Origin of the sequence: Conexibacter sp. S30A1 (assembly GCF_023330665.1) — a bacterium.
GTDB lineage: Bacteria > Actinomycetota > Thermoleophilia > Solirubrobacterales > Solirubrobacteraceae > Palsa-465.
The window spans coordinates 2355620-2379054 of the sequence record NZ_CP097127.1 but is presented as its reverse complement, the minus strand read 5'-3'; the positions used below and the strand labels follow the sequence as shown (position 1 = coordinate 2379054).

Here is a 23435-nt window from a genome sequence, read left to right as displayed (position 1 = left end):
GGTTGTGAGTTCGATTATACCACTGCACTGCTAGCTAGTTGTAGACGGCTTTACCGGCTTCCGCAGCGGATTAACCACGAGCGCTGTGCGGGCTGGTCACGTCCTTGCCTGCCTGGCCGGTGAGCTATCAATTGGCATGCGTCACGCGCGTGGCGGCACCGTGGCGCGTCGATCCCGTCAAGTCGCGAGCGACCAGAGAGGCCGGAGCAGAGATGGCAAGCAGAGACGAAGGCGCCGACCAGACGAGCAGGCTCGCCTACCCGAGCGCGGAGGCCGCCGATGTCGTCATGCAGGACGGCACGAGCATCCACTTTCGCCCGGTGCGGGCCGAGGACCTGGAGCGCCTGCGCCGCTTCCTCGAGGGGGTCTCGAGTGACTCCATGATCCACCGCTTCTTCGGCGTGGCCAGCATCGAGTGGGTCGCACGCTGGGCGGTTGACGTCGACTACAGGGATCGCTACGCGATCGTCGCCGAGCTGGGAGCCGAGCGTGAGATCGTCGCGCATGGCGCCTACATCTCAAGCTCCGAGGACACCGCCGAGGTTGCGTTTCTGGTCACAGATCGCCAGCAGGGCCAGGGCATCGCCACGCTCATGCTGATGCATCTGGCGAGCGTCGCCAACCGTCATGGGTTTGAGCACTTCACCGCCGAGGTGCTGCCCGACAACCTCCAGATGATCGAGGTCTTCCGCAACTGCGGCCTGCCCTGCAGCATCCACAACGAGCAGGGCGTGGTGAAGGTCGAGCTGGAGACGGCGCTCGACGAGCGGGCGCTTGAGGCGTTCGACCGGCGCGAGCAGGCCGCGACCCGCAACGCCCTGCACCGCTTCCTGGCACCGACCTCGGTTGCCGTGATCGGCGCGACCGAGCGCCCCGGGTCGGTTGGCGCCGCGCTGATGGACAACCTGCTTGGTACCGGCTTCACCGGCGCGATCTATCCGGTCAACCCGCACGCCGAGCGGGTGCGCGGACTGGCTGCCTACCCCTCGATAGAGGCCGTGCCCGGACCGGTTGACATGGCCGTGATAGCGGTGCCCGCGCCCGCGGTCCCTGATGTGGCGGCCGCCTGTGCGGCCGCCGGCGTACGCGCGATGCTGGTGCTCTCGGCCGGCTTCGGGGAGACAGGCGAGGCGGGCAGGGAGCTCCAGGAGCGGCTGCTCGAGGTCTGCCGGCACTCGGGGGCGCGGCTGATCGGACCAAACTGCCTGGGCGTCGTCAACACCGACCCGGCGGTGCGGCTGGATGCGACCTTCACCGTCTCCAGGGTGCCGACCGGGAACGTCGGCATGATCTCGCAGAGCGGCGGCCTCGGCATCGCGCTGATCGAGGAGGCCAACCGCCTCGGACTGGGTGTCTCGTCGTTTGTCTCGGTCGGCAACAAGCTCGACATCTCCGGCAACGATCTGCTCGAGTACTGGGAGCTCGACCCGGCCACCGACCTGATCCTCCTGTACCTGGAGTCCTTCGGCAACCCACGCCGCTTCGGTCGGCTGGCGCGCCGTGTGGGCATGAGCAAGCCGATCCTGGCGGTCAAGAGCGGGCGCACGCCGGCCGGCGTGCGCGCGAGCTCCTCACACACCGGCGCGCTGCTGTCAGCCTCGGATGTGACCGTCGACGCGCTGTTTCGCCAGGCGGGCGTGATCCGGGCCGACACGATCGCCGAGCTGTTTGACACCGCCTCACTGATGTCATCACAACCGCTTCCGCGCGGGCGGCGCGTGGGGATCGTGACCAACGGCGGTGGCCCTGGGATCGTGGCAGCCGACGCCTGTGCCGCCGCTGGGCTGGACGTGCCCGTGCTGCCGGCGGCGCTGCAGGAGCAGCTCCGTCGCCTGCTGCCCCAGGGCGCGGCGGTTGGCAACCCGATCGACATGGTCGCGACCGTGTCCGCCGAGCAGTACCGCCAGACGGTGGAGCTGTTGCTCGAGGCGGGCGTCTGTGACGCGATCCTGGCGCTGTTCGTGCCGGCGATCAGTGCCACCACGGCGGCCGAGGTGGCGGCGGCGCTGGCAGGGGCCGCCACCAAGGCAAACGGCGTCACCCTGACCTCGGTGTTCATGGACCACCAGGCGCCCCGCAACGCCGGTGGCGACGGTGTGGTGGTTCCCCGCTTCCAGTTTCCCGAGGACGCCGCGCGGGCGCTTGCCAACGCGGTGCGCCACAGCGAGTGGCGCCAGCGCCCGACCGGGGTCGTGCCGAGTTTCACGGACTGCGATCGCGATCGGGCCGCGGCGATCATCAGCGGCGCGCTCGCGCGCGATGACGATGGCGCTGGCTGGCTTGAGCCGGCCGAGGTCTTTGAGCTGTTTGGCTGCTACCGCCTGCCGATGATCGACACGCGCGTGGTGGGCGACGAGGAGGAGGCCGTCGCCGCCGCGGCGGCGCTGGGCGGCACCGTGGTGCTCAAGGGGATCGCGCCGTGGCTCGTGCACAAGAGCGACAGCGGCGCGGTCCTGACGGGACTGAGCGGCGATGACGAGGTCAGGGCCGGTGCGCATGCGATCCGCGCGGCGGTCACCCGCGCAGGCCACGAGCTCGAGGGGCTGATCATCCAGCCGATGGCCGCGGCCGGGGTCGAGATGCTGCTCGGTGTCGTTCACGACGCGAGCTTCGGGCCCGTGCTCGCCTGCGGCGCCGGCGGGACCACGGCGGAGGTACTCGGTGACGTGGCGGTGCGGATCACGCCGCTCAGCGACCGCGATGCGACCGAGATGCTCGAGTCGCTGCGGATCGCGCCGCTGCTGCACGGATACCGTGGTGCACCGGCCTGTGACGTCGCGGCTGTCACCGACGCGCTGCTGCGGTTGGGAGCGATGGTCGAGGCTCACGCGGAGATCGCCGAGCTGGATGCCAACCCCCTGCTCGCCAGCGCGGCTGGGGCGGTGATCGTCGACGCGCGGGTACGGGTGGCCCCTGCCCAGGCGATCCGGCCGCTGGGCGCGCTGCGCAACTGACGGGAAGCACCGCGTCTGTCCTGCAGGTTTTCCGCAGTGCCTTGACGCCTTACCCAGGATGGGCTGGGCGCAGCCGGCGGTCAAGCTGTAGGAATGAGGGCCCATCTGCAGCTGGCACCCTGGCCAAGCGAGCAAGCGCAAGGCACAGGTGAGCACAAGATCCGGGTCGTCCTGGCGGACGACCACGGTTTGGTGCGTCGAGCCCTGCGGCGGCTCCTCGACGCGGAGGACGGGATCGAGGTGGTGCAGGAAGCTGTGGACCTGGACGCGGCCTCGAGTCACGTGCACGCCCACGCCCCGCACGTGCTGGTGATCGACCTGGATCTCCCGAACGGCTCGACGCTCCTGACCGTGGAGGCGTTGCGCCGCCGGGCTCCCGATACAGAGGTGGTGGTGCTGGCGATGGAATCGACACCGTTTTTCGCTCAGCGCGTGCTGGACGCGGGGGCGCTTGGCTATGTGCTGAAGGACCAGGCGGACGCCGAGCTGGTGGCTGCGGTGCGTGCCGCGGCGCGTGGCGAGCGTTACGTCAGCCCGCAGATCGCCGCCGCGCTCGAGGCGCTCGACGCCGTCCAGGCGCAGGGTGGGTTGAGCCGGCGCGAGGCGGAAGTTCTGCGCCTGACCGCGCTCGGCTACACGGGCATGGAGATCGCTGGCCAGCTGCACATCTCACGGCGCACCGTCGACTCGCACCGGGCCACCATTCACGCCAAGTTGGGGCTGCGAACGCGCGCTGAGCTGGTCGACTACGCGCTAGGACACGGCCTGATCTGTTCCTGCTGACCGGGAGCGGGCCCCCGGCAGGGGCAGGCGGGCAGCGACCCGGCTGCCGCCCGCCCCAGAGTCGATCTGCAGCGTTCCGCCGAGCAGGAACACGCGTTCGCGCATGCCGCCGAGACCGAACCCGCCACTGACGCCGTGCGGGTCAAAGCCCACCCCGTCGTCGGACACCTCGACCAGCAGCGCATCGTCTTCACCTTTGACGCGCACGCTCACGCGGGTTGCCTGTGCGTGCTTGACGATGTTGGTGAGCGCCTCCTGGATCACGCGATACACCGCTGTGTCCAGCGACTCGGCTGCCGGCCTGGTCTCGTCCAGCCAGTCGGGCAGCTCGAACTCGGCGTCGATCTCGAGGCCGTCCTCGCGGCGGCGGTCGATCAGCGCCGCCAGCGCGGCGGCGAGCCCGAGGCTGTCGAGCGCGGAGGGACGCAGGTCGGCGATGATCCCGCGGAGGTTGGCGATCTCTGAGTCGATGTCCTCGATCGCCTGGCGCGTCACCTCCAGGTAGATGCTGGGGTCGTCGCGCCGCAACGCCCCGGAGAGACCGACGCGCAGCCCGGCCAGCGCCTGCAGCGTCTGGTCGTGCAGCTCGCGAGCCCAGCGGGCACGCTCGGCGTCGGCCGCCTCCACGGCGGCGCGCAGACGATCGGCCCTGACGCTGCGACTGACCGCAATGGCGTTGGCCGCCGACGCGGCGAAGGTGCGCAGCAGGCGCTCATCGGCGTCGGTGAACGCGCCTGCAGAATCCCCGCGGTCGAAGGCCGAGAGCACTCCCAGCGCCTCGCCGGCGTGGATGATCGGGACGATCAGCGCGGTCCGCGCGGCGGGCACGCCGAGCAGCTCGGGGCCGATCCGCAGGCGCCGCTTCGTGTCGCTGATCCGTTCGGCGATCCGCCGCTCGAGCACCGTTCCCGCGGTGGAGGCCGCGACCGGTATGCGCCGCCCGATCGACTGGCCAACGTGCCCGGCCGCAGCCACCACCACCAGGTCATGACCCTCCTGCAGCAGGATCAGCACGCTGCGCGCCTCAACCAGCGCACGGCCGCGCTTGACAACCAGCTCAAGGGTGCGCTCCAGCTCGCCACTGGCGCCCTCTGAACCGATCGCGTCGGCGATGTCACGCGCCGCCTCGAGCCCCTGGACGGCCTGCTCCAGCGCCACGCGCCGCTGTTCGGAGCGCTCGTAGGCGCGGGCGTTGTCGATCGCCGTGGCGGCCACGTCGGCCAGCAGCGTGACCGCCTGCTGGTCCTCGTCGGTGAACTCCTGTGCCCCCTGCTTGTCTGCCAGGTAGAGGTTTCCCCAGACCTCCCCGCGGATCTGTATCGGCACACCCAGGAAGCTGTCCATGCGCGGGTGGCCGACGGGGAAGCCGTAGCTCTGCGGGTGTGCGGCAACGTGCGCGAGGCGCAGCGGCTCCGGGTGCTCGATCAATACTCCCAGTACGCCGCGGCCACGCGGCAGCCCACCGATGGTCTGCTGCTGCTTGGCCTCAACACCCAGGGACAGGAAGCGCGCAAGCTCGGTGCGCTGCTCGTTGAGCACGCCGAGCGCCACATACTGGGCGCCGGTCAGCTCGCGCGCCTCGGCCATGATCCGCTCGAGCACGGCGTCCGCGTCGCGCTCGCTGACCAATGTGCGGCCGATCTCAAAAAGCCGCCGCAGAATGTCGCTCTCGCTGTTCATCGGCTCTCGGATTGCGAAGCCTAATTGAAAACTTATGTGGTGGGCCGCTCCATGGGTGCCCAGCGGACCTGAATCGGTAATTCTGCGCATGCGCCGCCGCTCACAGGAGTGTGCGGGCCTGGCGCGCCATCTCCAGGTCCTCGCGGGCGGCCACCACCAACACGCGGGCATCGCCGATCAGCGCCTCGAGCCCGGCGAGCGCCCCCTCGCGGATCTCGTGCGAGCTCTCGCCGACCCCGCCGGTGAAGGCGATCACGTCCACGCCCGCGAGCGCGGCGAGCATCGAGCCGATGGCGGCGCGCAGCCGGTGCAGGTAGACGTCGATCGCGAGCTTTGCCGCCGGGTCGCCCGCGGCCCGGGAGGCCAGCACCGTGCGCATGTCCGCGCTTGCGGCCAGGCCGCGCAGCCCTGACTGGTGCTCCAGCCCGTCTGCCACCTCCGCGGTGCTCAGCCCGCCCTGCTCGAGCAGCCACAGGATCAGGCCCGGGTCGACGCTGCCTGAGCGTGTTGCCATCACGAGGCCGTCGAGCGGCGTGAAGCCCATCGTCGTGTCAACCGAGTGGCCGTCCGCGATCGCGCACAGCGACGCGCCGGCCCCGAGGTGGCAGCTGATCAGCCGCAGCCCCGGCCCCAACCGCGCGGCGACCTCTCGCGCAACGTGCGCGTGCGAAAGTCCGTGGAAGCCGTAGCGGCGAAGCCTGAAGCGCTCGCGCCACGCGGCCGGCAGCGCGAAGGTGCTGGCGGCCTGCGGCAGCGTCGAGTGAAAGGCGGTATCGAAGCAGGCCACAGCCGGCAGCCCTGGCAGCACCTTGGTTGTGGCGTCGAGTATCGCCAGCGCCAGCGGCTGGTGCAGCGGCGCGAGCGCTGCCAGCTGCTCGAGCTCGGCCCGGACCTCCGCGTCGATGAGTGCCGCCGTGCGGAAGCGCTCGCCGCCGTGGACGATGCGGTGCGCGACGCAGTCGGCGCCTGAAAGCTCGCCGGCGAGCACTTCGCCAAGCTGCGCCAGGCTGCCGCCGGCTGCCGGCGCGGGCAGCTCCCGCGCGGCCAGCGGCTGCTCAGAACCCTCTGCCAGCAGCGCGAGCTTGAGCGAGGTCGACCCCACGTTTACGGTCAGGACGCGGGCCACGTCCACTCACGCACGTCGGTCGGGTCGTCGCCGTGCTCGCGCGTGTAGGCGCGGTGTGCCAGACGCTGGTCGGCCATCTCCTGGCGCAGCAGTGCGGCCCGCTCGCCGAGCCCGGGCACGCGGTCGATCACGTCCATCACCAGGTGGAAGCGGTCCAGGTCGTTGAGCATCACCATGTCAAACGGCGTCGTGGTGGTGCCCTCCTCCTTGTATCCGCGCACATGGATCGAGCCGTGGTTGGTGCGCCGGTAGGTGAGCCGGTGGATCAGCCACGGGTAGCCGTGGTAGGCGAAGATCACCGGACGGGAGGTGGTGAACAGCGCGTCGAACTCGCTGTCTGAGAGACCGTGTGGGTGCTCCTGCTCCGGTTGCAGACGCATCAGGTCGACGACGTTGATGACCCGCACCTTCAGCTCGGGCAGGCGCTCACGCAGGATCGCCGCCGCGGCGACGGTCTCGAGCGTCGGGATGTCACCGGCGCAGGCCAGCACGACATCGGGCTCCGAGCCGGTCTCGTTGGAAGCCCACTCCCAGATCCCGAGCCCGCGGGTGCAGTGCGCCACGGCCGCGTCCATGTCGAGGTAGTCGAGCGCCGGCTGCTTGCCCGCCACGATCACGTTGACGTAGTCGCGGCTGCGCAGGCAGTGGTCGGCGACCGACAGCAGGCAGTTGGCGTCCGGCGGCAGGTAGACGCGCACGACCTCCGCCTTCTTGTTGACGACACGATCGATGAAGCCCGGATCCTGGTGCGAGAAGCCGTTGTGATCCTGGCGCCAGACGTGGCTTGAGAGGAGGTAGTTCAGTGAAGGCAGCGGCTCGCGCCAGGAGATCCCGCGGGTCACCTTCAGCCACTTGGCGTGCTGGTTGAACATCGAGTCGACGATGTGGATGAACGCCTCGTAGCAGTTGAAGAGGCCGTGGCGACCGGTCAGCAGGTAGCCCTCGAGCCAGCCTTCGCAGAGGTGCTCGGAGAGCACCTCCATCACCTGGCCGTGGGGGGCCAGGTGATCGTCGCCGGGCTGGATCGAGGCCGACCACTGGCGCTCGGTCGCCTCAAAGACCGCGTTCAGGCGGTTTGACATCGTCTCGTCCGGCCCGAAGACGCGGAAGTTCTCGGGGTTTTGGGCGATCACGTCCCGCAGCCAGGTGCCGAGCACGCGTGTGGCCTCGCTGGTGCTGCGCGCGGGGCTCTGCACTGCCACGGCGTAGTTGCGGAAGTCGGGCAGCTCGAGTGGTCTTGTCAGCGCACCACCGTTGGCGTGCGGGTTGGCGCTCATCCGGCGCTCGCCCTGCGGGGCGAGCGCCGTGATGTCATCGTGGACGCGGCCAGACTCGTCGAAGAGCTCCTCGGGCGCGTAGCTGTGCAGCCACTGCTCAAGCGCCGCCAGGTGCTCGGGGTTTGTGCGCACCTCGGCAAGCGGCACCTGGTGGGCGCGGAACGTGCCCTCCACCGGCAGGCCGTCCACGGTCTTGGGGCCGGTCCAGCCCTTTGGGGTGCGCAGCACGATCATCGGCCAGGCCGGGCGCTCCGCCAGCCCGCCGCCACGCGCCTGGGCCTGGATCGCAGCGATCCGGTCGAGCACCTGATCGAGGGTGGCGGCCATCAGCTGGTGCATCGTCGTGGGCTCGTCGCCCGAGACGAAGTGGGCGGCGTAGCCGTAGCCCTCGAGCAACGCTTTCAGCTCCCGCTCGGGAATCCTCGCCAGCACGGTCGGGTTTGCGATCTTGTACCCGTTCAGGTGCAGGATCGGCAGCACCGCCCCATCGTGTGCCGCGTTCAGGAACTTGTTGGAATGCCAGCTGGCGGCCAGGGGTCCGGTCTCGGCTTCGCCGTCACCAACCACGCACACCGCCAGCAGCGAGGGGTTGTCAAAGACCGCCCCATAGGCATGCAGCAGGCTGTAGCCGAGCTCGCCGCCCTCGTTAATCGATCCGGGTGTCTCCGGCGCAACGTGGCTCGGGATTCCCCCCGGGAAGGAGAACTGGCGAAACAGCCGCGCAAGGCCGGCCTCGTCGCGTGATATCCGAGGGTAGGTATCGCTGTAGGTGCCGTCCAGATAGGCGCTTGCGACCATTGCTGGCCCGCCGTGGCCGGGGCCGGCGATATAGATCGCGTCCAGCTCCCGAGCGTTGATCGCACGGTTCATGTGGGCGTAGATGAAGTTGAGGCCCGGGGTTGTGCCCCAGTGGCCGAGCAGCCTCGGTTTGATGTGCTCGGCGCTAAGCGGCTCGTGCAGCAGCGGGTTGTCAAGCAGATAGATCTGTCCCACGGAGAGGTAGTTGGCGGCACGCCACCAGCGGTCGAGCTGCTCAAGCTCGGCGTGGTCAAGCGGGGGGTGTGTGGTCGGGTTGGTCACCCTGCCGATTACACAGCCGCGCCCGCCCGCTCGCACCCGCTCGCTGCCGCAGGCGTGGCTGCGGATAACTACGTGTCAGCCTGGGCGGATGCCCGGCTGCTCGCACCGTGCCCGGCGCCTACGCTCGTGGTTGATGCTTGAGGACGTGCGCAAACGGGTGTTCGGGCTGGACCTGGTGCTTTTGCACGCACCCTCGGTCTGGGACTTCCGCGACGAGGTGATCCTCGAGGGTCCGCTTGCGGACGTGATCCCATCGACGATCCAGTTTGAGATGTACCCGATCGGCCTGACCAGCATCGCCTCCTACCTGGAGGCCAACAACTACAACACGCGGATCGTCAACATCGCCTACCGGATGTTGCGCAGCCGGCGCTTTGACCCGGCCCGGCACCTGGCCAAGATCGACGCGCCCGTGTTCGGCATCGATCTGCACTGGCTGCCGCACGTCCACGGCGCGCTCGGGCTGGCCGGGCTGGTCAAGCGTGTGCACCCAGAGGCCAAGGTTCTGCTGGGCGGGCTTTCGGCGAGCTACTTCCACGAGCAGCTGATCGCCTACCCGTTCATCGACTTCGTGTTGCGCGGCGACTCGACCGAGGAGCCTGCCCGCCAGCTGCTGGCGGCGCTGCGTGACGGCACGCCGCTCGAGCGGGTCGAGAACCTCACCTGGAAGCGCCCGGATGGCCAGGCTGTCGTCAATGAGCTGTCGTTCGTCCCGGCCGACCTGGACTGGATCGACGTGCCCGCCTATGACTTCATGACCCACGCCGTCTTCAAGTACCGCAGCGTCGCGGACTTCCTGCCCTACCTCGAGTGGTTGCGCTACCCGTCGACGATGCTCCTGAACTCCCGCGGCTGCCCCTACGACTGTGCGATCTGCGGCGGTTCGCGCACCGGCTACAGGGTTGTGGCCAACCGCTGCGGACCAGCTTTGCGCTCGCCGGAGAAGCTCGTTGCCGACGCGAAGCTGATCTCGTCCTTCTCCAAAGCGCCGATCTTCATGGTGCACGACCCGCGCGTCGGGGGCGTGGCGCGGGCACGGCGCTTCTTTGAGCTCTACCGCGCCGCCGAGATCCCCAACGAGCTGGTGATCGAGCTCTTCTATCCGGCGCCGGCCGAGTTTCTGGAGCTGGTGCGCGAGAGCACCCACGGCTGGAGCCTGCAGATCACGATCGAGTCCGCCGACCCCGAGATCCGCCGCGTCAACGGCAAGTTCCCGGTCGCAAACGCGGTGGTGGAGGAGACGCTTGAGCGTGCGCTGGACGCGGGCGCGGACAAGCTCGACCTGTTCTTCATGGTCGGGCTCTCCGGCCAGACGCCGGAGTCCGCGCGCGGCACGATCGACTACTGCCGCCACCTGGTGGAGCGCTTTGGGGCCGATCCGCGTCTGCAGTTCTACGTCGCACCGCTCGGTCCCTTCCTCGATCCCGGCAGCCGCGCCTTTGAGCGGCCCGAGCTTGGCTACCACCGCCGGATCACGACGCTCGAGGAGCACCGCCAGGCGCTGCTCGGCCCGACCTGGCGGGAGATGCTCTCCTACGAGACCGAGTGGATGAACCGCGACCAGATCGTCGAGACCACGTATGAGGTGGGCGGCGCGCTCAACGATCTCAAGTTCGAGGCCGGGCTGATCGACGCGAACACCCACGCCACGGTGGCGCGTCACTTCCAGATCGCGCGGGCGACGCTGCCGCGGATCGACGCGATCAAGACGCTGCCACAGGCGAAGCAGCGCGCGGCGCTGGCCGAGCTGGCGGCCGAGGTGGCGGAGGCAAACCGCGCCAGCCTGGTCGCAGACGACGAGCTCAAGTGGCGCGCCTCAACCGGCTTTCACGTCACCCGCCTGCTCGCCCGCCACGTCGCCGGCGCGCTGCCCCGTGAGCTGGCCCGCTCGGGTGAGCGTCTGCGCGGTCGTTACGACACGGCGGTGACGAGCGCTCGCTGAGCGCGTCCGCCGGCTGGGGCGGCACGGTGAGCCGCCCCAGCCGCCACAGGCCTCCGGCGGCCCCTACCGCAGGATGGCGTCGGCGTGCTGCTCGAGCGCCTGGCGCGCGGCCAGCCGTCCCGCCTCCCGGGCGCTGTCAAGCTGGTGAAACTCGAGGAAGCCGACGCCGTTGTTACGCGGGCGGATGATCAGGTCGGCTCCCTCGTGCTCCTCGGCGCCGGTCAGCTTGCTGCCGTAGAACATGACGCGCATCAGCGTCTCTGTCACGGGCGGCAGGCGCTCGCGCCTGCCCGCCAGTCTGGCCGGCCCCGCCGCGGATTCCGAGCCTCCGGCCTTGATGTCCACGGCGATGATCGGCCCCTCGGCGAGTGCTGCCATCGGTCCGACCGGCAGGTTGTCGATCAGTGATCCGTCCACCTGCAGGCCACCCTGCAACCGCCGTGGCGGCAAGAGCACGGGGATCGAGACGCTGGCCGCGACCGCCTCAAACAGCGAGCCGCTGCGGTGCAGGATCCGTTCTCCGGTGCGCAGGTTCGCGGTCAGGCAGAAGAACGAGAGCGGCAGCTCCTCGATCGCGAGCGAGCCGAACATGCGCCGGAGCATCGCCTCGCCGCGTTGACCGCGCAGCAGCGCGTGGCGTGGCAGCGTGTAGTCACCGAGCGGCCTGCGCCTGACGAGCTCCTCGAAGCAGATGGCGTCGATCTCAGCCGTGGTCCTGCCCGCCGCCAGCAGGCCGCCGACCAAGGCACCGAAGCTGACTGCACTGACCCGGTCGATCACGACGCCCGCCGCCGCCAGTTCCTCGATGACGCCGAGATGGGCAAGCGCCCGCGCGCCGCCGCCGCCGAGCACGAGCCCGACCGAACGCCCGGTGAGGCGTCGGGCGCTGCGCGCCAGGTCGTGCTCGAGCTCGGGTCCGGGACGCCAGGCGTGCGTCTCGCGTGGCTCGAGCGCTTGCGCCCAGGCGGACATGCGTCCCGATCCGGGCGTCACCTCCCAGGCGACGAGGTCACAGCCGGTGAGGTCCGGCGGGGCAGCGGCCGGCGGCGGTGTGAGCCCCGAGCCGATCGCCAGGATGCGGTCCGCCTGCTGCAGGCAGAACCGCGACCATGGCTCGTCCTCGCGGCGGTGGGCGACCGGCAGCAGGACCAGGTCGTTGGCCGCCACGGCTGCGTCCAGCACCGGCCCGTAGGCGGCGGCGGCCTCATCCGGGACGGGCGCACTGGGGGCCGCGTGCGGCTGCAGGACGACGGCGTGCGCGTGGACACCGAGCGCTGCCAGCAGGCCGTCTGAGAGCTCCGCAAGCGGGACGCGCTCGTCGAGTGCCAGCAGCGCGACCGTCGTCGGGAGTGCCCGTGGCGCGGTGTCGGCGGAGCGCCGGGCGCGCAGCGCGCCCGCGAACTGGCGCATCAGCGTGTGGGCGATCGTCGCGTCCTCTCGCAGGACCCTGTCGAAGTCGGTGTGCGCGATCGCGATCAGGTCGCAGGCGCGGGTTGCGCGCACCGACGCCGAGCGCGGCTCGGCGGTCACCAGCGCGTACTCGCCGACGACACCGCCGCGGCTGACGACTGCGATCGGTGGCTGCCTTGAGCCTGCGGCCAGCACCGCCAGGCGCCCGCCGGTCACGACATACAGCGCATCGCCCTCATCGCCCTCGCGAAAGAGCCACTCGCCGGGCTTGAGCGTGACCATCCTCGCCGCCGCCGCGAGGTGCCTGAGCGCGTCTGCCTCAAGCTGCGCGAACATCGGCACGCCGGCCAGGAAATCGGCGACGGTCTGTGGTTTGGCCGGGTTTGCCACCAGCCGGCGGGTTGGGAGCGTCGTGGCTGGTGGCGATGTCCGCGGGGAGCCGCCGCCCGCAGCTGGCGCGCCGGGGCTTGCCAGCTGCGGGCCCGTGACGCGTTCGGGTGTGACCACTCGGCCCACCGCCACCGCCAACAGGCCGGCGGCCGCGAGCGCAAAGACGCTGAAGCTCCAGGCGTGGTGAAACGCGCCCTCCAGGCCGCTCGCCGAAGGGACGCCGATGATCGCCGCCACGATTGCCACGCCGAGCGCCCCGCCCGCCTGGCGGGCGACCGTGTTCAGGCTGCTGGCCGTGGCGTAGGCCTGTTCGTCGGCCTCGGACACGGCCACGCCCGACATCATCGGGAAGAAGACCCCAGCGCCGATGCCGGCGAGCACCATGCCGGGCAGCCAGTGGCTCAGGTACTGCGCCCGCAGTCCGGTCTCGGTCACAAACCAGAACACGCCCCCGGCCCAGAACAGGCCGCCCAGCAGCAGCACCAGCCGCGTGCCCAGGCGCTCTGCCACGCGCTCCGCGGGCCGAGCGACGGCGACGGCCACGAACGGCCCGGGGGTGATCCCGAGCCCCGCGTCGAGGATCGAGTAGTGCCAGACGCCCGTCAAAAACAGCACGTTGACGAGCGTGTAGCCGTAGAAGCCGGCGGCCGCGAGCGTCGTGGCCGCGGCGGCCACCGAGACGCTGCGACGGCGCATCAGCGCGAGGTCGAACATCGGCACCGGGTGCCTGCGTGCGCGCAGCGTCGCAAACCAGCCGAGACCGAGCGCGACCAGCACCGCCGCGAGCGTGGGGACGCTGAGCCACCCCCACGAGCGGCCCTCGACGATCGCCGCCACCAGGGCCGCGACGGCGCCGGCGAACACGAGGCTGCCGAGCAGATCCGGGAGTCGTCGGCGCCCCGGCGCGCGGCTCTCAAGCACGACTGTGCGCACCAGTGCCAGGGCGATCAGCCCGACCGGCACGTTGAGCAGGAACACGATCCGCCAGTCAGACAGCGTGACCAGGGCGCCCCCCAGGGCCGGTCCGATGCCTGCGGCGAGCGCCGAGACGGCCACGAACACGGTCACCGCGGAGGTCCGGCGCGCCGTCGGGAATGCGTCGAGCACCACCGCCAGCGCGGTGGGTACGAGCATCGCTGCGCCGAGCGCCTGCAGCGTCCGGAACGCGATGAGCGTGGACAACGACGGCGCCAGCGAGCACATCGCCGAGGAGAGCACGAACACGGTGACGCCGACGGTCAGCAGGCGGCGGCGCCCAAACACGTCGGCGATGCGTCCGGCCGCCACCAGGAAGGCGGCGAAGACGATGTTGTAGGCGTCGAGCACCCAGGAGACCGCCGCCACGGAGTGGCCGGGGAAGGAGTGTTCGATGCTTGGGAACGCGATGTTGACGACGGTCGAGTCGATGAACGCCATCGCCGCGCACAGGGAGGTGACCGCTAGGACTGCGCCGGCGCCGGGCGTCCGCCGCAGGCTCACAGCTGGGGTGCCGATGAGCCCAGCCCCCTCCTCGAGATCGAGCATCGCACCAAAATACAGGCCCGGAATGGGCTCGTGGGTGTCATGTTTGCTGCCAACCGCCTCGCGCCCCCAACGCTGTCAGCCAACCGCCTCCAGCCCCCAAAGCTGCTCGCGGTTGGGAGTTTTGTGCAGTCTGTGCACTCCCATCGCCCCAGATGCACAAAGCTCGCTCTGTGGCGGAGGTTTGGGGGCTGGAGGTGGTTGGCCGGAGGCCTGAGGTGGCCAGGTTGAGCTACCGGACGATGGTGACCCAGCCGGCCAGGGCAAGCAGGGTTACGGCGAGGACCGGGGTGGTGAGGATGACGCCTTGGTGGAAGTACTGCCCCCAGCTGATCCTGATGCCTTTGCTGTCGAGCACGTGCAACCACAGCAGGGTGGCGAGTGAGCCGATGGGGGTGAACTTCGGGCCGAGGTCCGCGCCGACGACATCCGCAAAGACCAAGGCGCGATGGGCGGCACCGCTCACATGCGCCCCGTGGACCGCGAGCGCCGCGACAAGCGTGGTCGGCATGTTGTTCATCACCGCGGAAAGCCCTGCAGTGGCAAACCCGCCGACGAACGTGGCCGGGACCACCCCCGCTGTCGCGGCTGATCGCATCACGTCCGAGAGGTAGACGGTGAGGCCGGCATTGAACAGGCCGTAGACAACCAGGTACATCCCGACGGAGAACACCACGATCCTCCACGGTGCTTCACGCAGCACCGTGGTGCTCGACAGGGCGTCTGAGCGGGATGCGAGGGCCAGGAACGCCGCGGCTGCGATCGAGGCGGGGATCGAGACCGGAAAGTGCAACGGCTCGGAGAGCAGGTAGCCGCCGAGCAGCACGCCGAGCACGACCCAGCCGGCCCGGAACAGCCTCAGATCGCGGATCGCGCGCTGCGGTGCGGCCAGCTGCCCGGTCTCGTAGCGGGCGGGTATTGAGCGGCGGTAGAAGAGGAAGAGCACGGCCACGCTGGCGGCCAACGAGACAAGATCGACGGGGGTCATGGTCGTCGCGTAGGTGACGAAGCCGATGTGGAAGAAGTTGGCGCTCACGATGTTCACCAGGTTCGACACCACCAGCGGCAGGCTGGTGGTGTCCGCGATGAACCCGGCGGCCATGACGAACGGCAGCGCCTGGCGTCGGTCGAAGCCGAGCGCGCGCATCTGCTGGTAGACGATGGGGGTGAGAATCAGCGCCGCGCCGTCGTTGGCGAAGAACGCTGCCACGAGCGCCCCGAGACCGAGTAGGTAGAGCAGTGCGCGCTTCGCGTCGCCCTTCGCCCAGGCGAGCATGTGCAGCGCCGCCCACTCGAAGAAGCCGATGCGGTCGAGCACGAGCGAGATCACGATCACCGCCACGAACGTGATCGTGGCGTTCCAGACGATCCCCCACACCGTGGCCACATTCGCCAGGTCCACCACGCCGAGCGCCAGAGCGACCACCGCGCCGCCCGCAGCCGACCAGCCGATCGACAGTCCTCTCGGCTGGGCGATCACAAGGGTCAGGGTGAGCAGGAAGATCGCCACCGCGGCGACTGTGAGCGCCGCCCCATCCAGGCTCAGCACAATCGCGCCGCCACCGAGCCGTGAGGGTTCTGGATGTGCGCCTGACCGGGTCGCGCTGGATCGGTTGCCGGGGCGCTACGGCTCACGGGCACAGTATTGCATTGATAGTCATGAGTTGAATTGGTAGTCTCGGATATAGATGGCGGTCGATCTGGAGTTCTCACCCAAGACCAAGCGCGCCGCCGGCGAGCGCTGCTGCGAACCGGTCGTCTACCCCGACGTGCAGCGCGAGCAGGCGGTGCGGATGGCGGCGGTCGCGCGGGCACTGGCCGATCCCGTGCGCGTGCAGCTCGTCGACGTGCTGCGCCTGCACGCGGGCAAGGTCTGCGTGTGCGAGCTGGTGCCGCTCTTTGATCTCTCCCAGCCGACCGTCTCCCACCACCTCAAGGTCCTGCGCGAGGCGGGCATCGTCGGCTCCGAGCGCCGAGGCCTCTGGGCCTATTACTTCGTCATTCCCGGCGTGCTCGCCGAGCTTGCCGCCTGGCTGCAGTAGCGCCGCTCAGCTCGAGACCTGGCGCGCGGCCGTGCCGATGCCCTCTGAGAGCATCGGGTGCGGGAAGGCGATCTGCGCGAGCGTCGCCGCGCTTGCGCCGGTGTGCACGGCAAGCGCGAGCGGCGCGATCAGCTGGGCGGCGTCCAGGCCGAGGATCTGCGCGCCCACGAGCGTGCCGCGCCGTCCCTCAAAGACGAGCTTGAGGTAGCCATCTGTCTCGCCCATGATCTGCGCCCGCGAGTCCTCGTGGAAGTCGTAGCGTCCGACCTCGACCGCCCCGAAGCGCTCGCCGGCCTGCGCTTCGGTCAGGCCGACATGAGCCGCCTCGGGCTCGGTGAAGACGGTCATTGGAACCGACTCAAAGTCCATCGCATCGACCGCCTGACCGCCCGCGAGGATCGCGTGAGCCGCAACAAGGCTCTGGCGAACGGCCGAATGAAACAGCATGCTGCGGCCGTTGACGTCTCCGGGCGCGTAGACGTGGGGGTTGGTGGTCCGCAGCTGGTTGTCGACCACTGGCGCAATCCGGGCTTCGAGCCCGAGGTGCTCAACGCCTTCGGGCAGCACCACGTGGCGCCCCGTGGCCATGATCACCGCGTCGCCTGAGAGCTTGGCCACGGCGCCGTCGTGGTCGTAGCTGACCAGATACCCCTGGCCGTCGCGCGCGATCCCCGTGACCGACGCGCCGGTCACGATTTTGACGCGCCGCCCGAGCTGGGCGTGCAGCCCCCTGGCCAGCTCGGCGTCAAAGCCCGGCAGGAGCTCTCCGGTCGCCTCGAGCACCGTCGGCTCGGCGCCCAGGTTCTCGAGCATCGACGCGGCCTCGACGCCGATGTAGCCGCCGCCGATGATGACCGGTCGCGCCGGGAACGCGAGGTCGGCGCCGAGGCGGAACAGGTCGTGGGAGGTGAGCGCCAGCTCGGAGCCCGGTACGCGCAGCAGGCTCGGCGCCGAGCCGCTTGCGAGGATCAGGTCCCTGAAGCGGTAGCGGTGCGCCGTGCCGTCCGCTTCCACAACCTCCACCGCGTTGCCTGCGACGATCTGCGCGAGTCCGTTGTGCAGGCGCAGCTTCGCGGCGGCCAGCTCGGTTTCGTGCTGGCGGTAGCGGGTCTGCTGCACGCGGTCCTTGTGGGCGAGCACACCCGCCCAGTTCACCGCCGGGACTGCGCCGGCGAGGCCGAAGTCCGCGTGATACGTGGCGCGTGCACGCACGAGGCTCGCCTCTCGCACGGCCTTGGAGGGCACGCAGCCCTCGGCCAGACAGTCGCCGCCGAGGTTGCCGATCGGATCAACCATCACCACGCTCCGGCCAGCGCGGTTGAGCAGGAAGGCTCCCGGGTAGCCGCCGCCGCCCGCACCGATCACCACCACATCAACGTCGCTGGTGCGGGCTGAATCGTTTGCTTGAACGCTCATCGTGAAACTCCCGCCAGGCCGACGGACATCCAACTGCGGTCGCCGGCGGGCTGCCGAGCGGCGCTGCTCAGACATGGTATGCGGTAGCTACCGTCGGTCTGGATCTCGATCCCGTGGATCTCGCTCTGGAAGCCGGGGAAGCGAGCGTCGAGTGCCTCGGATGCGGCCAGGTAGCGGATCACGGCGCTGCCGGCATCGCCAAAGCGCTCGCCGGGCATCACGACCGGGATGCCCGGCGGGTAGGGCACGAGCATGGCCGCGCTGACCTGGCCCGGGAGCTCGCTGATCCGCGCCAGCGTGGCGCTGCCGGCGACCAGCTGCTCGAACGCGAGCGCAGGCGTGGTCGCGGGCTCCGGGAGCTCCGCGTACATCGCGCCCTGCAGCTCGGTGACCGCCGCCGCGCGCATCTCGGCGTGCAGCGCGTCGGCGAGCCCGCGCAGCGTCATCCTGCCGTAGCGCTGCGGGTGTGCGGCCACGAGTTGCGGCATCGCCTCGGCGAGCTGCGCGCCCGAGTCGTAGAGTCGCTTGAACTCGAGCAGCTCCGCCAAAAGCGTCCCCCACTTGCCCTTGGTGATGCCGAGCGAGAAGAGGACCAGCAGCGAGTAGGAGCCGGTCTTCTCCACGACGATCCCGCGCTCGTCCAGAAAGCGCGACAGGAGCGCGGCGGGGATGCCGTGCTCCGCCATGCGTCCGCTCTCCTGCACGCCGGGCGTGAGGATCGTGACCTTCAGCGGGTCGAGCAGCACATGGCCGTCGCCGGGGTCGGTGTAGCCGTGCCAACGCTCGCCCGGCCCAAGCGACCACAGCGCCGCCTCGCGCTGGGCGCCGAGTTCCCTCTGCACAAGCCCGGGCGGCTGCCAGGGACGCAGGCACCAGTCACCGGCCGGGCAGGCGTCGGCCAGCGCCGTCAGCTCGCGGCGGAAGGCGAGCGCCTCGCTGATCGCCTCGTCGATCATCGCCCGGCCACGCTCGCCGGACATCATCTTCGCGGCGACGTCGAGTGAGGCGATCACGCCGTACTGCGGCGAGGTTGAGGTGTGCATCATGTAGGACTCGGCCAGCGCCGTTTCGTTGACCAGCCCTTCAGGGTCGCTCAGGTGCAGCATCGAGCCCTGGGAGAAAGCGGTCAGCAGCTTGTGCGTCGACTGGGTCGCGAACGTCGCCGCCTGTCCGGGACGGCGGGTCACGCCGGTGGCGTAGCGCCCTGAGTACAGGGGGTGGAACTTGGCGTATGCGAACCAGGCCTCGTCGAACAGGACCCGCCTGGTGCTGGCCGAGAGCGCGTCGAGGACGCCCTGGGCGTCGTAGCAGAGCCCGTCGTAGGTCGAGTTGGTCACCACCGCCAGGGCGGCGTGCGTGGTGCCGCTCGGAACCAGCGGGTTTGCCGCAAAGCTGCTCTGGACCGACTCAGGTGTGAGCTCGCCGGGCGGGATCGGGCCGATGATCCCGTGGGCGTTGCGGCTCGGCTGCAGGTACACGGGGATCGCGCCGGTCATCACGATCGCGTGCATGATCGACTTGTGGCAGTTGCGGTCCACGAGCACCACGTCTCCGGGCCGCACCGAGGCGTGGAAGACGATCTTGTTCGCGGTTGAGGTGCCGTTGGTCACGAACATCGTGCGCTGCGCACCGAACGTCTGTGCGGCCTCCGCCTCGGCGGCGCCGACCAGACCCGAGTGCTCAAGCAGCGAACCCAGCGCCCCGACCGACACGGACAGGTCGCTGCGCAGTGTGTTCTCGCCAAAGAAGCGGTGAAACGCGACCCCCACCGGGCTCTTGAGAAACGCTGCCCCGCCGCTGTGTCCCGGCGTGTGCCAGGAGTAGCTCGCCTCCTCGGTGAAGTTCACGAGCGCTCCGAAGAACGGCGGCAGCAGCCGCTGCAGGTAGCGCCGGCGCGCCTGCTCGATACGTCGCGCGACGAACTCCGGCGTGTCCTCCAGCTTCCAGACGTAACCGTTGATCTGGTGCAGCAGCTCGCCCGGCAGCTGGTCGAGCGTCGAGTGATCGGCCAGCACGAACAGCGGCAGGGCGAGATTCTGCGCCCGGACATGGGCGATCAGCCGCTGGGCCTGTGACCCGCCGCCCTGGTTCGACCGCGCACCGTCGCCGGCGGTGCCTCTGTGGTGGGCGTCCCAGTCAACGAGCACGGCGCTGAGCGACTGGTTGAAGGCGATGATCTGCTCAGCGTCGACGGACTCGGTGGCGGTGATCACCTCGGTCCCGTCGCGGCGCAGCTGCTCGACCAGCGCGCGCGTCGCACGGCCGGCGGCGGTGTCGTCGTGGAGCCCGTCGTCGACGAGCAGGATCGGGAACGAGTCGAGCAGGTGCATGGCACGGCTCCTTGATGGCGTAGGAGACCCCTGCCTGCCATTATGGACGCCGGGCGGGGTGCGCGCTCAGGCGACCGCGCGCCCCTGCTCGTAGCGGCTGATCCAGCGCATGAACTCGATTGGCGGGACCGGCTTGGAGAAGTGGTGGCCCTGGGCGCGGTCACAGCCGATCTCGCGCAGGCGGGCGAGCGTGACCGGGTCCTCGACGCCCTCGGCCACGACCTTGAGCCCGAGGGCGTGACCGAGGTCAACGGTCGAGCGGACGATCACCCCGTCCGAGGCCTCGTTGAGCATCGGCGTGACGAACGAGCGGTCGATCTTGAGCTCGTGCACCGGCAGGCGCCGGAGGTTGGCGAGCGTGGAGTAGCCGGTGCCGAAGTCATCGACCGCAAAGCGCACGCCGATCTCGCTGAGGCCCTCCACGGTCACCAGCGCCCGCTGGGGGTCGGAGAGGATCATGCTCTCGGTGATCTCGAGCATCAGCGCCTCGGGCGCGAGGTGATGGCGGTCGAGCAGCTGCGCGACCTGTGAGGAGAGCATCGGGTCGTGAAGGTTGCGCACCGAAAGGTTCACCGCGACGGTCAGGTCGCGCCCGGCCGCGTGCCAGGCAGCGCACTCGGCGATCGCGAGCTTCAGCACGTGGTCTGTCATCGCGCCGATCAGGCCGGTCTGCTCGACGATCTCAAGGAACGCCGCCGGCTGCAGCAGCCCGAGCTCCGGGTGCTGCCAGCGCACCAGCGCCTCGGCGCCGTGCACCGCGCCGCTCTCCAAGTCGACGATCGGGTGGAAGTGCACGACGATCTCATTGTCCTTGTCCAGCGCGCGGCGGAAGTCACCGACCAGGTTCAGCCGTGAGGCCGAGTGGTGGTCCTGGCCGTGGGTGTAGAAGCGATGGCTGTCGCGCTCGGCCTTGGCCTCGTACATGGCGATGTCGGCCCGGCGCAGCAGCGTCTGCGCGTCGTGGCCGTCGCTCGGGTAGCGGGCTACGCCGATGCTGGCGTCGACCTGCAGCGTGATGTCGTCGAAGCTGACCGGCTCGCGCAGGCAGGCGACCACGTCCTCGGCGATCGCCGTCAGCGACGCCAGGTTCTCGGTTCGCACGGCCGGCAGCACGCCGAACTCATCCCCGCCGAAGCGCGCCACCAGGCCGTCGTCGCCGATCCGCGCCGCCAGCTTCGGCCCGAGCTCCCTGAGCAGGTCGTCGCCGTACTGGTGGCCGAGCGTGTCGTTGATGTCCTTGAAGTGGTCGAGGTCGAGCAGCAGCACGCCGAAGGAGCCCGCCGGCCCGCCGCCTGCGGCGATCAGCTCATCGACCCGCTCGTTGAAGCACTTGCGGTTGGCAAGCCCGGTCAGCTCGTCGGTCAGCGCCAGCTTCGCGAGCTCCTTGCCGCGGTGTTGGGAGAGCAGCAGCTCGCCGATCAGGTACTGGAAGATCACCAACACCAGCGCGAACATCAAGAGGCCCCAGATGTGGAGCTGGCTTGTCAGGTAGACGGCGATCATCGTCAGCACGGCGGTCGCGAGCTCGGCCGAGATGAAGGGGCGAAGCTCGCCGAGCTTGGTGAGGAAGCGCTCGCGCTTGACCCAGCCGGTGTAGGCGGCGGCCATCGCCAGGTTCAGCGCGAGGCCGACGATGAAGGTTGCGAACACGAGCAGGTAGTAGAGCGGCTGGTGGTGCCCGTAGCTCGGGCCGTGCTGGTGAACGCCGGCGAGGCCGGACACCCAGCGAAACCAGAGCCCGCTGAGCAGCGGAAACCAGCTGAAGGCCAGCAGGTTGTGGCGGAAGTTGTGGCCCCGCTCGCGCCAGCGCAGCCAGCCGAAGATGACGGTCGCCAGACCGACGGCCGCCGCCGCCGGGCCGCCGAGCAGGACGGCGGTGAGCATGATGCTCAGGAAGCTGCCGGAGATCGCTAGCGTCGCCGACGGGAGCGCCGTGGCGGTGAGCTCGCTGCCGACGGCCAGCACCACCAGGATCGCCAGGTAGGCCGGGTTCCAGTCGCCGAGACCGGGGGCGAACAGTGAGAGCGCCGCGGCGAGCGCGAGCGCGGCGGCGGTGCCGGCGATCTGGAATGCGGCTAGGGCGCGGCCGGGGGTGCGCGGCTGCGGTGCCGTGGAGTCCGGCGGTGCCTCCGCGCGGGCGTCTGGATGCGGGTTCTCGGTCATCCGGTGGGCAGGCTCGGCGTGGGATCGTTTCGTCCCGGTGCAGCCATCTCCTGCAGGCCTTCGGGCGGGTCGCTCGGCGCGCGGGCGTCGGGGTCGGCCGGCGCTGCGTCGAGGCTGATCCTCACGCGGTCGATCGGGCGCAGCGTGAACCAGGCCACCACGGCGGCTACGCCGAGCGCCGAGACGGCGTAGGCCGCGCGCGGGGAGCTGAGCGCGGTCACGGCGCCGCCGGCGATGAAGCCGAGCGCCGGCGCCGTCTGAATGGCGGACTCCACCACCGCCATCACGGCCGCCTGGCGCCGCAGCGGGATGCGCTCCTGCAGGGCGGTGCGGGCCGCCACCCAGGCGGCGCTGTTGCCGATCCCGCCGAGGAACGAGAAGGCGCAGGCGAGCGCGAGCGTCGGCGCGGCCGCCAGGCCGCCGTAGCCGAGCGCCTCGAGCAGCGCGCTGGTTCCGAGCACCGCCATCAGCGTGCGCCGCTCGGCGAGCGCGAAGCCGAGCCCGCCGGCGACCATGCCCGCACCCCAGGCGGTGAGCAGCAGGCCGTAGCCGAGGTCGCCGGCGTGCAGCGTCTGCTTGGCGAAGATCACCTCGATCGGCAGCGCCACCGAGCCCAGGCCGATCGCCAGCGCGATCGCCACGACCAGGCGGCTCACGGTGGGGCTGGTGCGCAGCGTCTGAAGGCCGGCCCGCAGCCGGCCGGCGAAGCCGGCGTCGGTGTCGCTCTCGATGCGCAGGTGCCGCGCCGTCACGATGATCAGCGCGGCGACCACGAAGGTGGCGGCGTCAAAGCGCAGCGCGGTGCCGGTGCCGTTGGTGGCCGCGAGCACGCCGGCGAGCGCCGGCCCGCCGGCGATCACGACCATCGCCCCGAGGTTGATCAGCGCGTTGCCCTCGCGCAGCAGCCCGTCACGCGTCAGGCCGGTGGCGAGCACCGTGCGCGTGAGCGCCGTGGCGGTGATCGCCAGCAGGCCATCGGCGGCGACCAGCGCCAGCACCAGTGGCAGCGAGAAGTGCTGCGCGGTGGCCGCGGCGATCATCACGTAGATGAGCGCCTCCAGCGAGAACAGCACGGCCAGCACGTAGCGGGGCGGCAGCGGCTCGACCCGCGTCGTCAGCGGCGGCGCGAGCAGGGAGGGCAGAAAGCGCAGGGTCAGGAACATGGCGGCGGTCGCAAGCGGGCTGCCCGTGCGGTCGTAGACGAGGATCGCGAGCGCCACCTCCCCGACCCAGTTGCCGAGCTCGTTGACCCAGGCCGTGAGCGCCACGTGGCGGAAGCCGGGGGAGCGCAGCGGGCGGAGATCGAGCATCGGCTAACGGG

At 70.2% G+C, this 23435-nt stretch carries 13 protein-coding genes; 4 read left to right on the top strand and 9 right to left on the bottom strand.

The window, feature by feature from the left end; translation table 11 throughout:
• Positions 1-212 precede the first annotated feature (212 nt).
• Positions 213-2954 carry a GNAT family N-acetyltransferase gene (locus tag M3M54_RS11480; RefSeq protein WP_249019184.1) on the top strand — a complete coding sequence of 914 codons (2742 nt, stop codon included), beginning with the start codon at positions 213-215 and terminating at the stop codon, positions 2952-2954.
• A 93-nt stretch (positions 2955-3047) separates the two neighbouring features.
• The gene (locus M3M54_RS11475) at positions 3048-3737 is read left to right on the top strand and encodes a response regulator transcription factor (RefSeq protein WP_249019183.1); all 690 of its coding nucleotides are present in this window, start codon (positions 3048-3050) and stop codon (positions 3735-3737) included.
• Here M3M54_RS11475 and M3M54_RS11470 read toward each other — a convergent pair.
• From M3M54_RS11470 to M3M54_RS11460, 3 genes are all read right to left on the bottom strand, one after another.
• A complete protein-coding gene (locus M3M54_RS11470) occupies positions 3708-5417 on the bottom strand; it encodes a GAF domain-containing protein (RefSeq protein WP_249019182.1) in 1710 nt (569 codons plus the stop codon). The genes M3M54_RS11475 and M3M54_RS11470 overlap by 30 nt on opposite strands.
• A 100-nt stretch (positions 5418-5517) precedes the next feature.
• Positions 5518-6543 carry an acetate/propionate family kinase gene (locus M3M54_RS11465; protein WP_249019181.1) on the bottom strand — a complete coding sequence of 342 codons (1026 nt, stop codon included), beginning with the start codon at positions 6541-6543 and terminating at the stop codon, positions 5518-5520.
• Positions 6528-8900, bottom strand: a complete 2373-nt coding sequence (locus M3M54_RS11460) for a phosphoketolase (RefSeq protein WP_249019180.1) — start codon at positions 8898-8900, stop codon at positions 6528-6530. The genes M3M54_RS11465 and M3M54_RS11460 overlap by 16 nt, the downstream gene beginning before the upstream one ends.
• 133 nt (positions 8901-9033) lie before the next feature.
• On the opposite strand from M3M54_RS11460, the gene M3M54_RS11455 reads away from it, so the two are divergent.
• The gene (locus tag M3M54_RS11455) at positions 9034-10842 is read left to right on the top strand and encodes a TIGR04190 family B12-binding domain/radical SAM domain protein (protein WP_249019179.1); all 1809 of its coding nucleotides are present in this window, start codon (positions 9034-9036) and stop codon (positions 10840-10842) included.
• Between the two features lie 63 nt (positions 10843-10905).
• Here M3M54_RS11455 and M3M54_RS11450 read toward each other — a convergent pair whose 3' ends face one another.
• Together M3M54_RS11450 and M3M54_RS11445 are read right to left on the bottom strand one after the other, a co-directional pair.
• Complete coding sequence (locus M3M54_RS11450) at positions 10906-14166, bottom strand: MFS transporter (RefSeq protein ID WP_249019178.1); 3261 nt, start codon at positions 14164-14166, stop codon at positions 10906-10908.
• Positions 14167-14395: 229 nt separating this feature from the next.
• Positions 14396-15712, bottom strand: a complete 1317-nt coding sequence (locus tag M3M54_RS11445) for an arsenic transporter (protein ID WP_305883078.1) — start codon at positions 15710-15712, stop codon at positions 14396-14398.
• 139 nt (positions 15713-15851) lie between these two features.
• Between M3M54_RS11445 and M3M54_RS11440 the strand changes: the two genes are divergently transcribed.
• The gene (locus M3M54_RS11440) at positions 15852-16205 is read left to right on the top strand and encodes a helix-turn-helix transcriptional regulator (RefSeq protein ID WP_249019177.1); all 354 of its coding nucleotides are present in this window, start codon (positions 15852-15854) and stop codon (positions 16203-16205) included.
• Between the two features lie 6 nt (positions 16206-16211).
• Here M3M54_RS11440 and M3M54_RS11435 read toward each other — a convergent pair whose 3' ends face one another.
• The 4 genes from M3M54_RS11435 to M3M54_RS11420 form a co-directional block, all read right to left on the bottom strand.
• The gene (locus M3M54_RS11435) at positions 16212-17621 is read right to left on the bottom strand and encodes a dihydrolipoyl dehydrogenase (RefSeq protein ID WP_249019176.1); all 1410 of its coding nucleotides are present in this window, start codon (positions 17619-17621) and stop codon (positions 16212-16214) included.
• Positions 17618-19951 carry an Orn/Lys/Arg decarboxylase N-terminal domain-containing protein gene (locus tag M3M54_RS11430; RefSeq protein ID WP_249019175.1) on the bottom strand — a complete coding sequence of 778 codons (2334 nt, stop codon included), beginning with the start codon at positions 19949-19951 and terminating at the stop codon, positions 17618-17620. Before M3M54_RS11430 ends, M3M54_RS11435 begins: the two co-directional genes overlap by 4 nt.
• A gap of 66 nt (positions 19952-20017) precedes the next feature.
• A complete protein-coding gene (locus M3M54_RS11425; protein WP_249019174.1) occupies positions 20018-22114 on the bottom strand; it encodes a bifunctional diguanylate cyclase/phosphodiesterase in 2097 nt (698 codons plus the stop codon).
• Positions 22111-23424 carry an MFS transporter gene (locus M3M54_RS11420; protein ID WP_249019173.1) on the bottom strand — a complete coding sequence of 438 codons (1314 nt, stop codon included), beginning with the start codon at positions 23422-23424 and terminating at the stop codon, positions 22111-22113. The genes M3M54_RS11425 and M3M54_RS11420 overlap by 4 nt, the downstream gene beginning before the upstream one ends.
• Positions 23425-23435 lie beyond the last annotated feature (11 nt).

Coding starts and splice junctions, on each gene's coding strand:
- M3M54_RS11470 (WP_249019182.1), bottom strand. CDS start 5,417: ATGAACAGCGAGAGCGACATTCTGCGGCGGCTTTTTGAGATCGGCCGC.
- M3M54_RS11440 (WP_249019177.1), top strand. CDS start 15,852: ATGGCGGTCGATCTGGAGTTCTCACCCAAGACCAAGCGCGCCGCCGGC.
- M3M54_RS11450 (WP_249019178.1), bottom strand. CDS start 14,166: ATGCTCGATCTCGAGGAGGGGGCTGGGCTCATCGGCACCCCAGCTGTG.
- M3M54_RS11475 (WP_249019183.1), top strand. CDS start 3,048: ATGAGGGCCCATCTGCAGCTGGCACCCTGGCCAAGCGAGCAAGCGCAA.
- M3M54_RS11455 (WP_249019179.1), top strand. CDS start 9,034: ATGCTTGAGGACGTGCGCAAACGGGTGTTCGGGCTGGACCTGGTGCTT.
- M3M54_RS11425 (WP_249019174.1), bottom strand. CDS start 22,114: ATGACCGAGAACCCGCATCCAGACGCCCGCGCGGAGGCACCGCCGGAC.
- M3M54_RS11430 (WP_249019175.1), bottom strand. CDS start 19,951: ATGCACCTGCTCGACTCGTTCCCGATCCTGCTCGTCGACGACGGGCTC.
- M3M54_RS11420 (WP_249019173.1), bottom strand. CDS start 23,424: ATGCTCGATCTCCGCCCGCTGCGCTCCCCCGGCTTCCGCCACGTGGCG.
- M3M54_RS11480 (WP_249019184.1), top strand. CDS start 213: ATGGCAAGCAGAGACGAAGGCGCCGACCAGACGAGCAGGCTCGCCTAC.
- M3M54_RS11435 (WP_249019176.1), bottom strand. CDS start 17,621: ATGAGCGTTCAAGCAAACGATTCAGCCCGCACCAGCGACGTTGATGTG.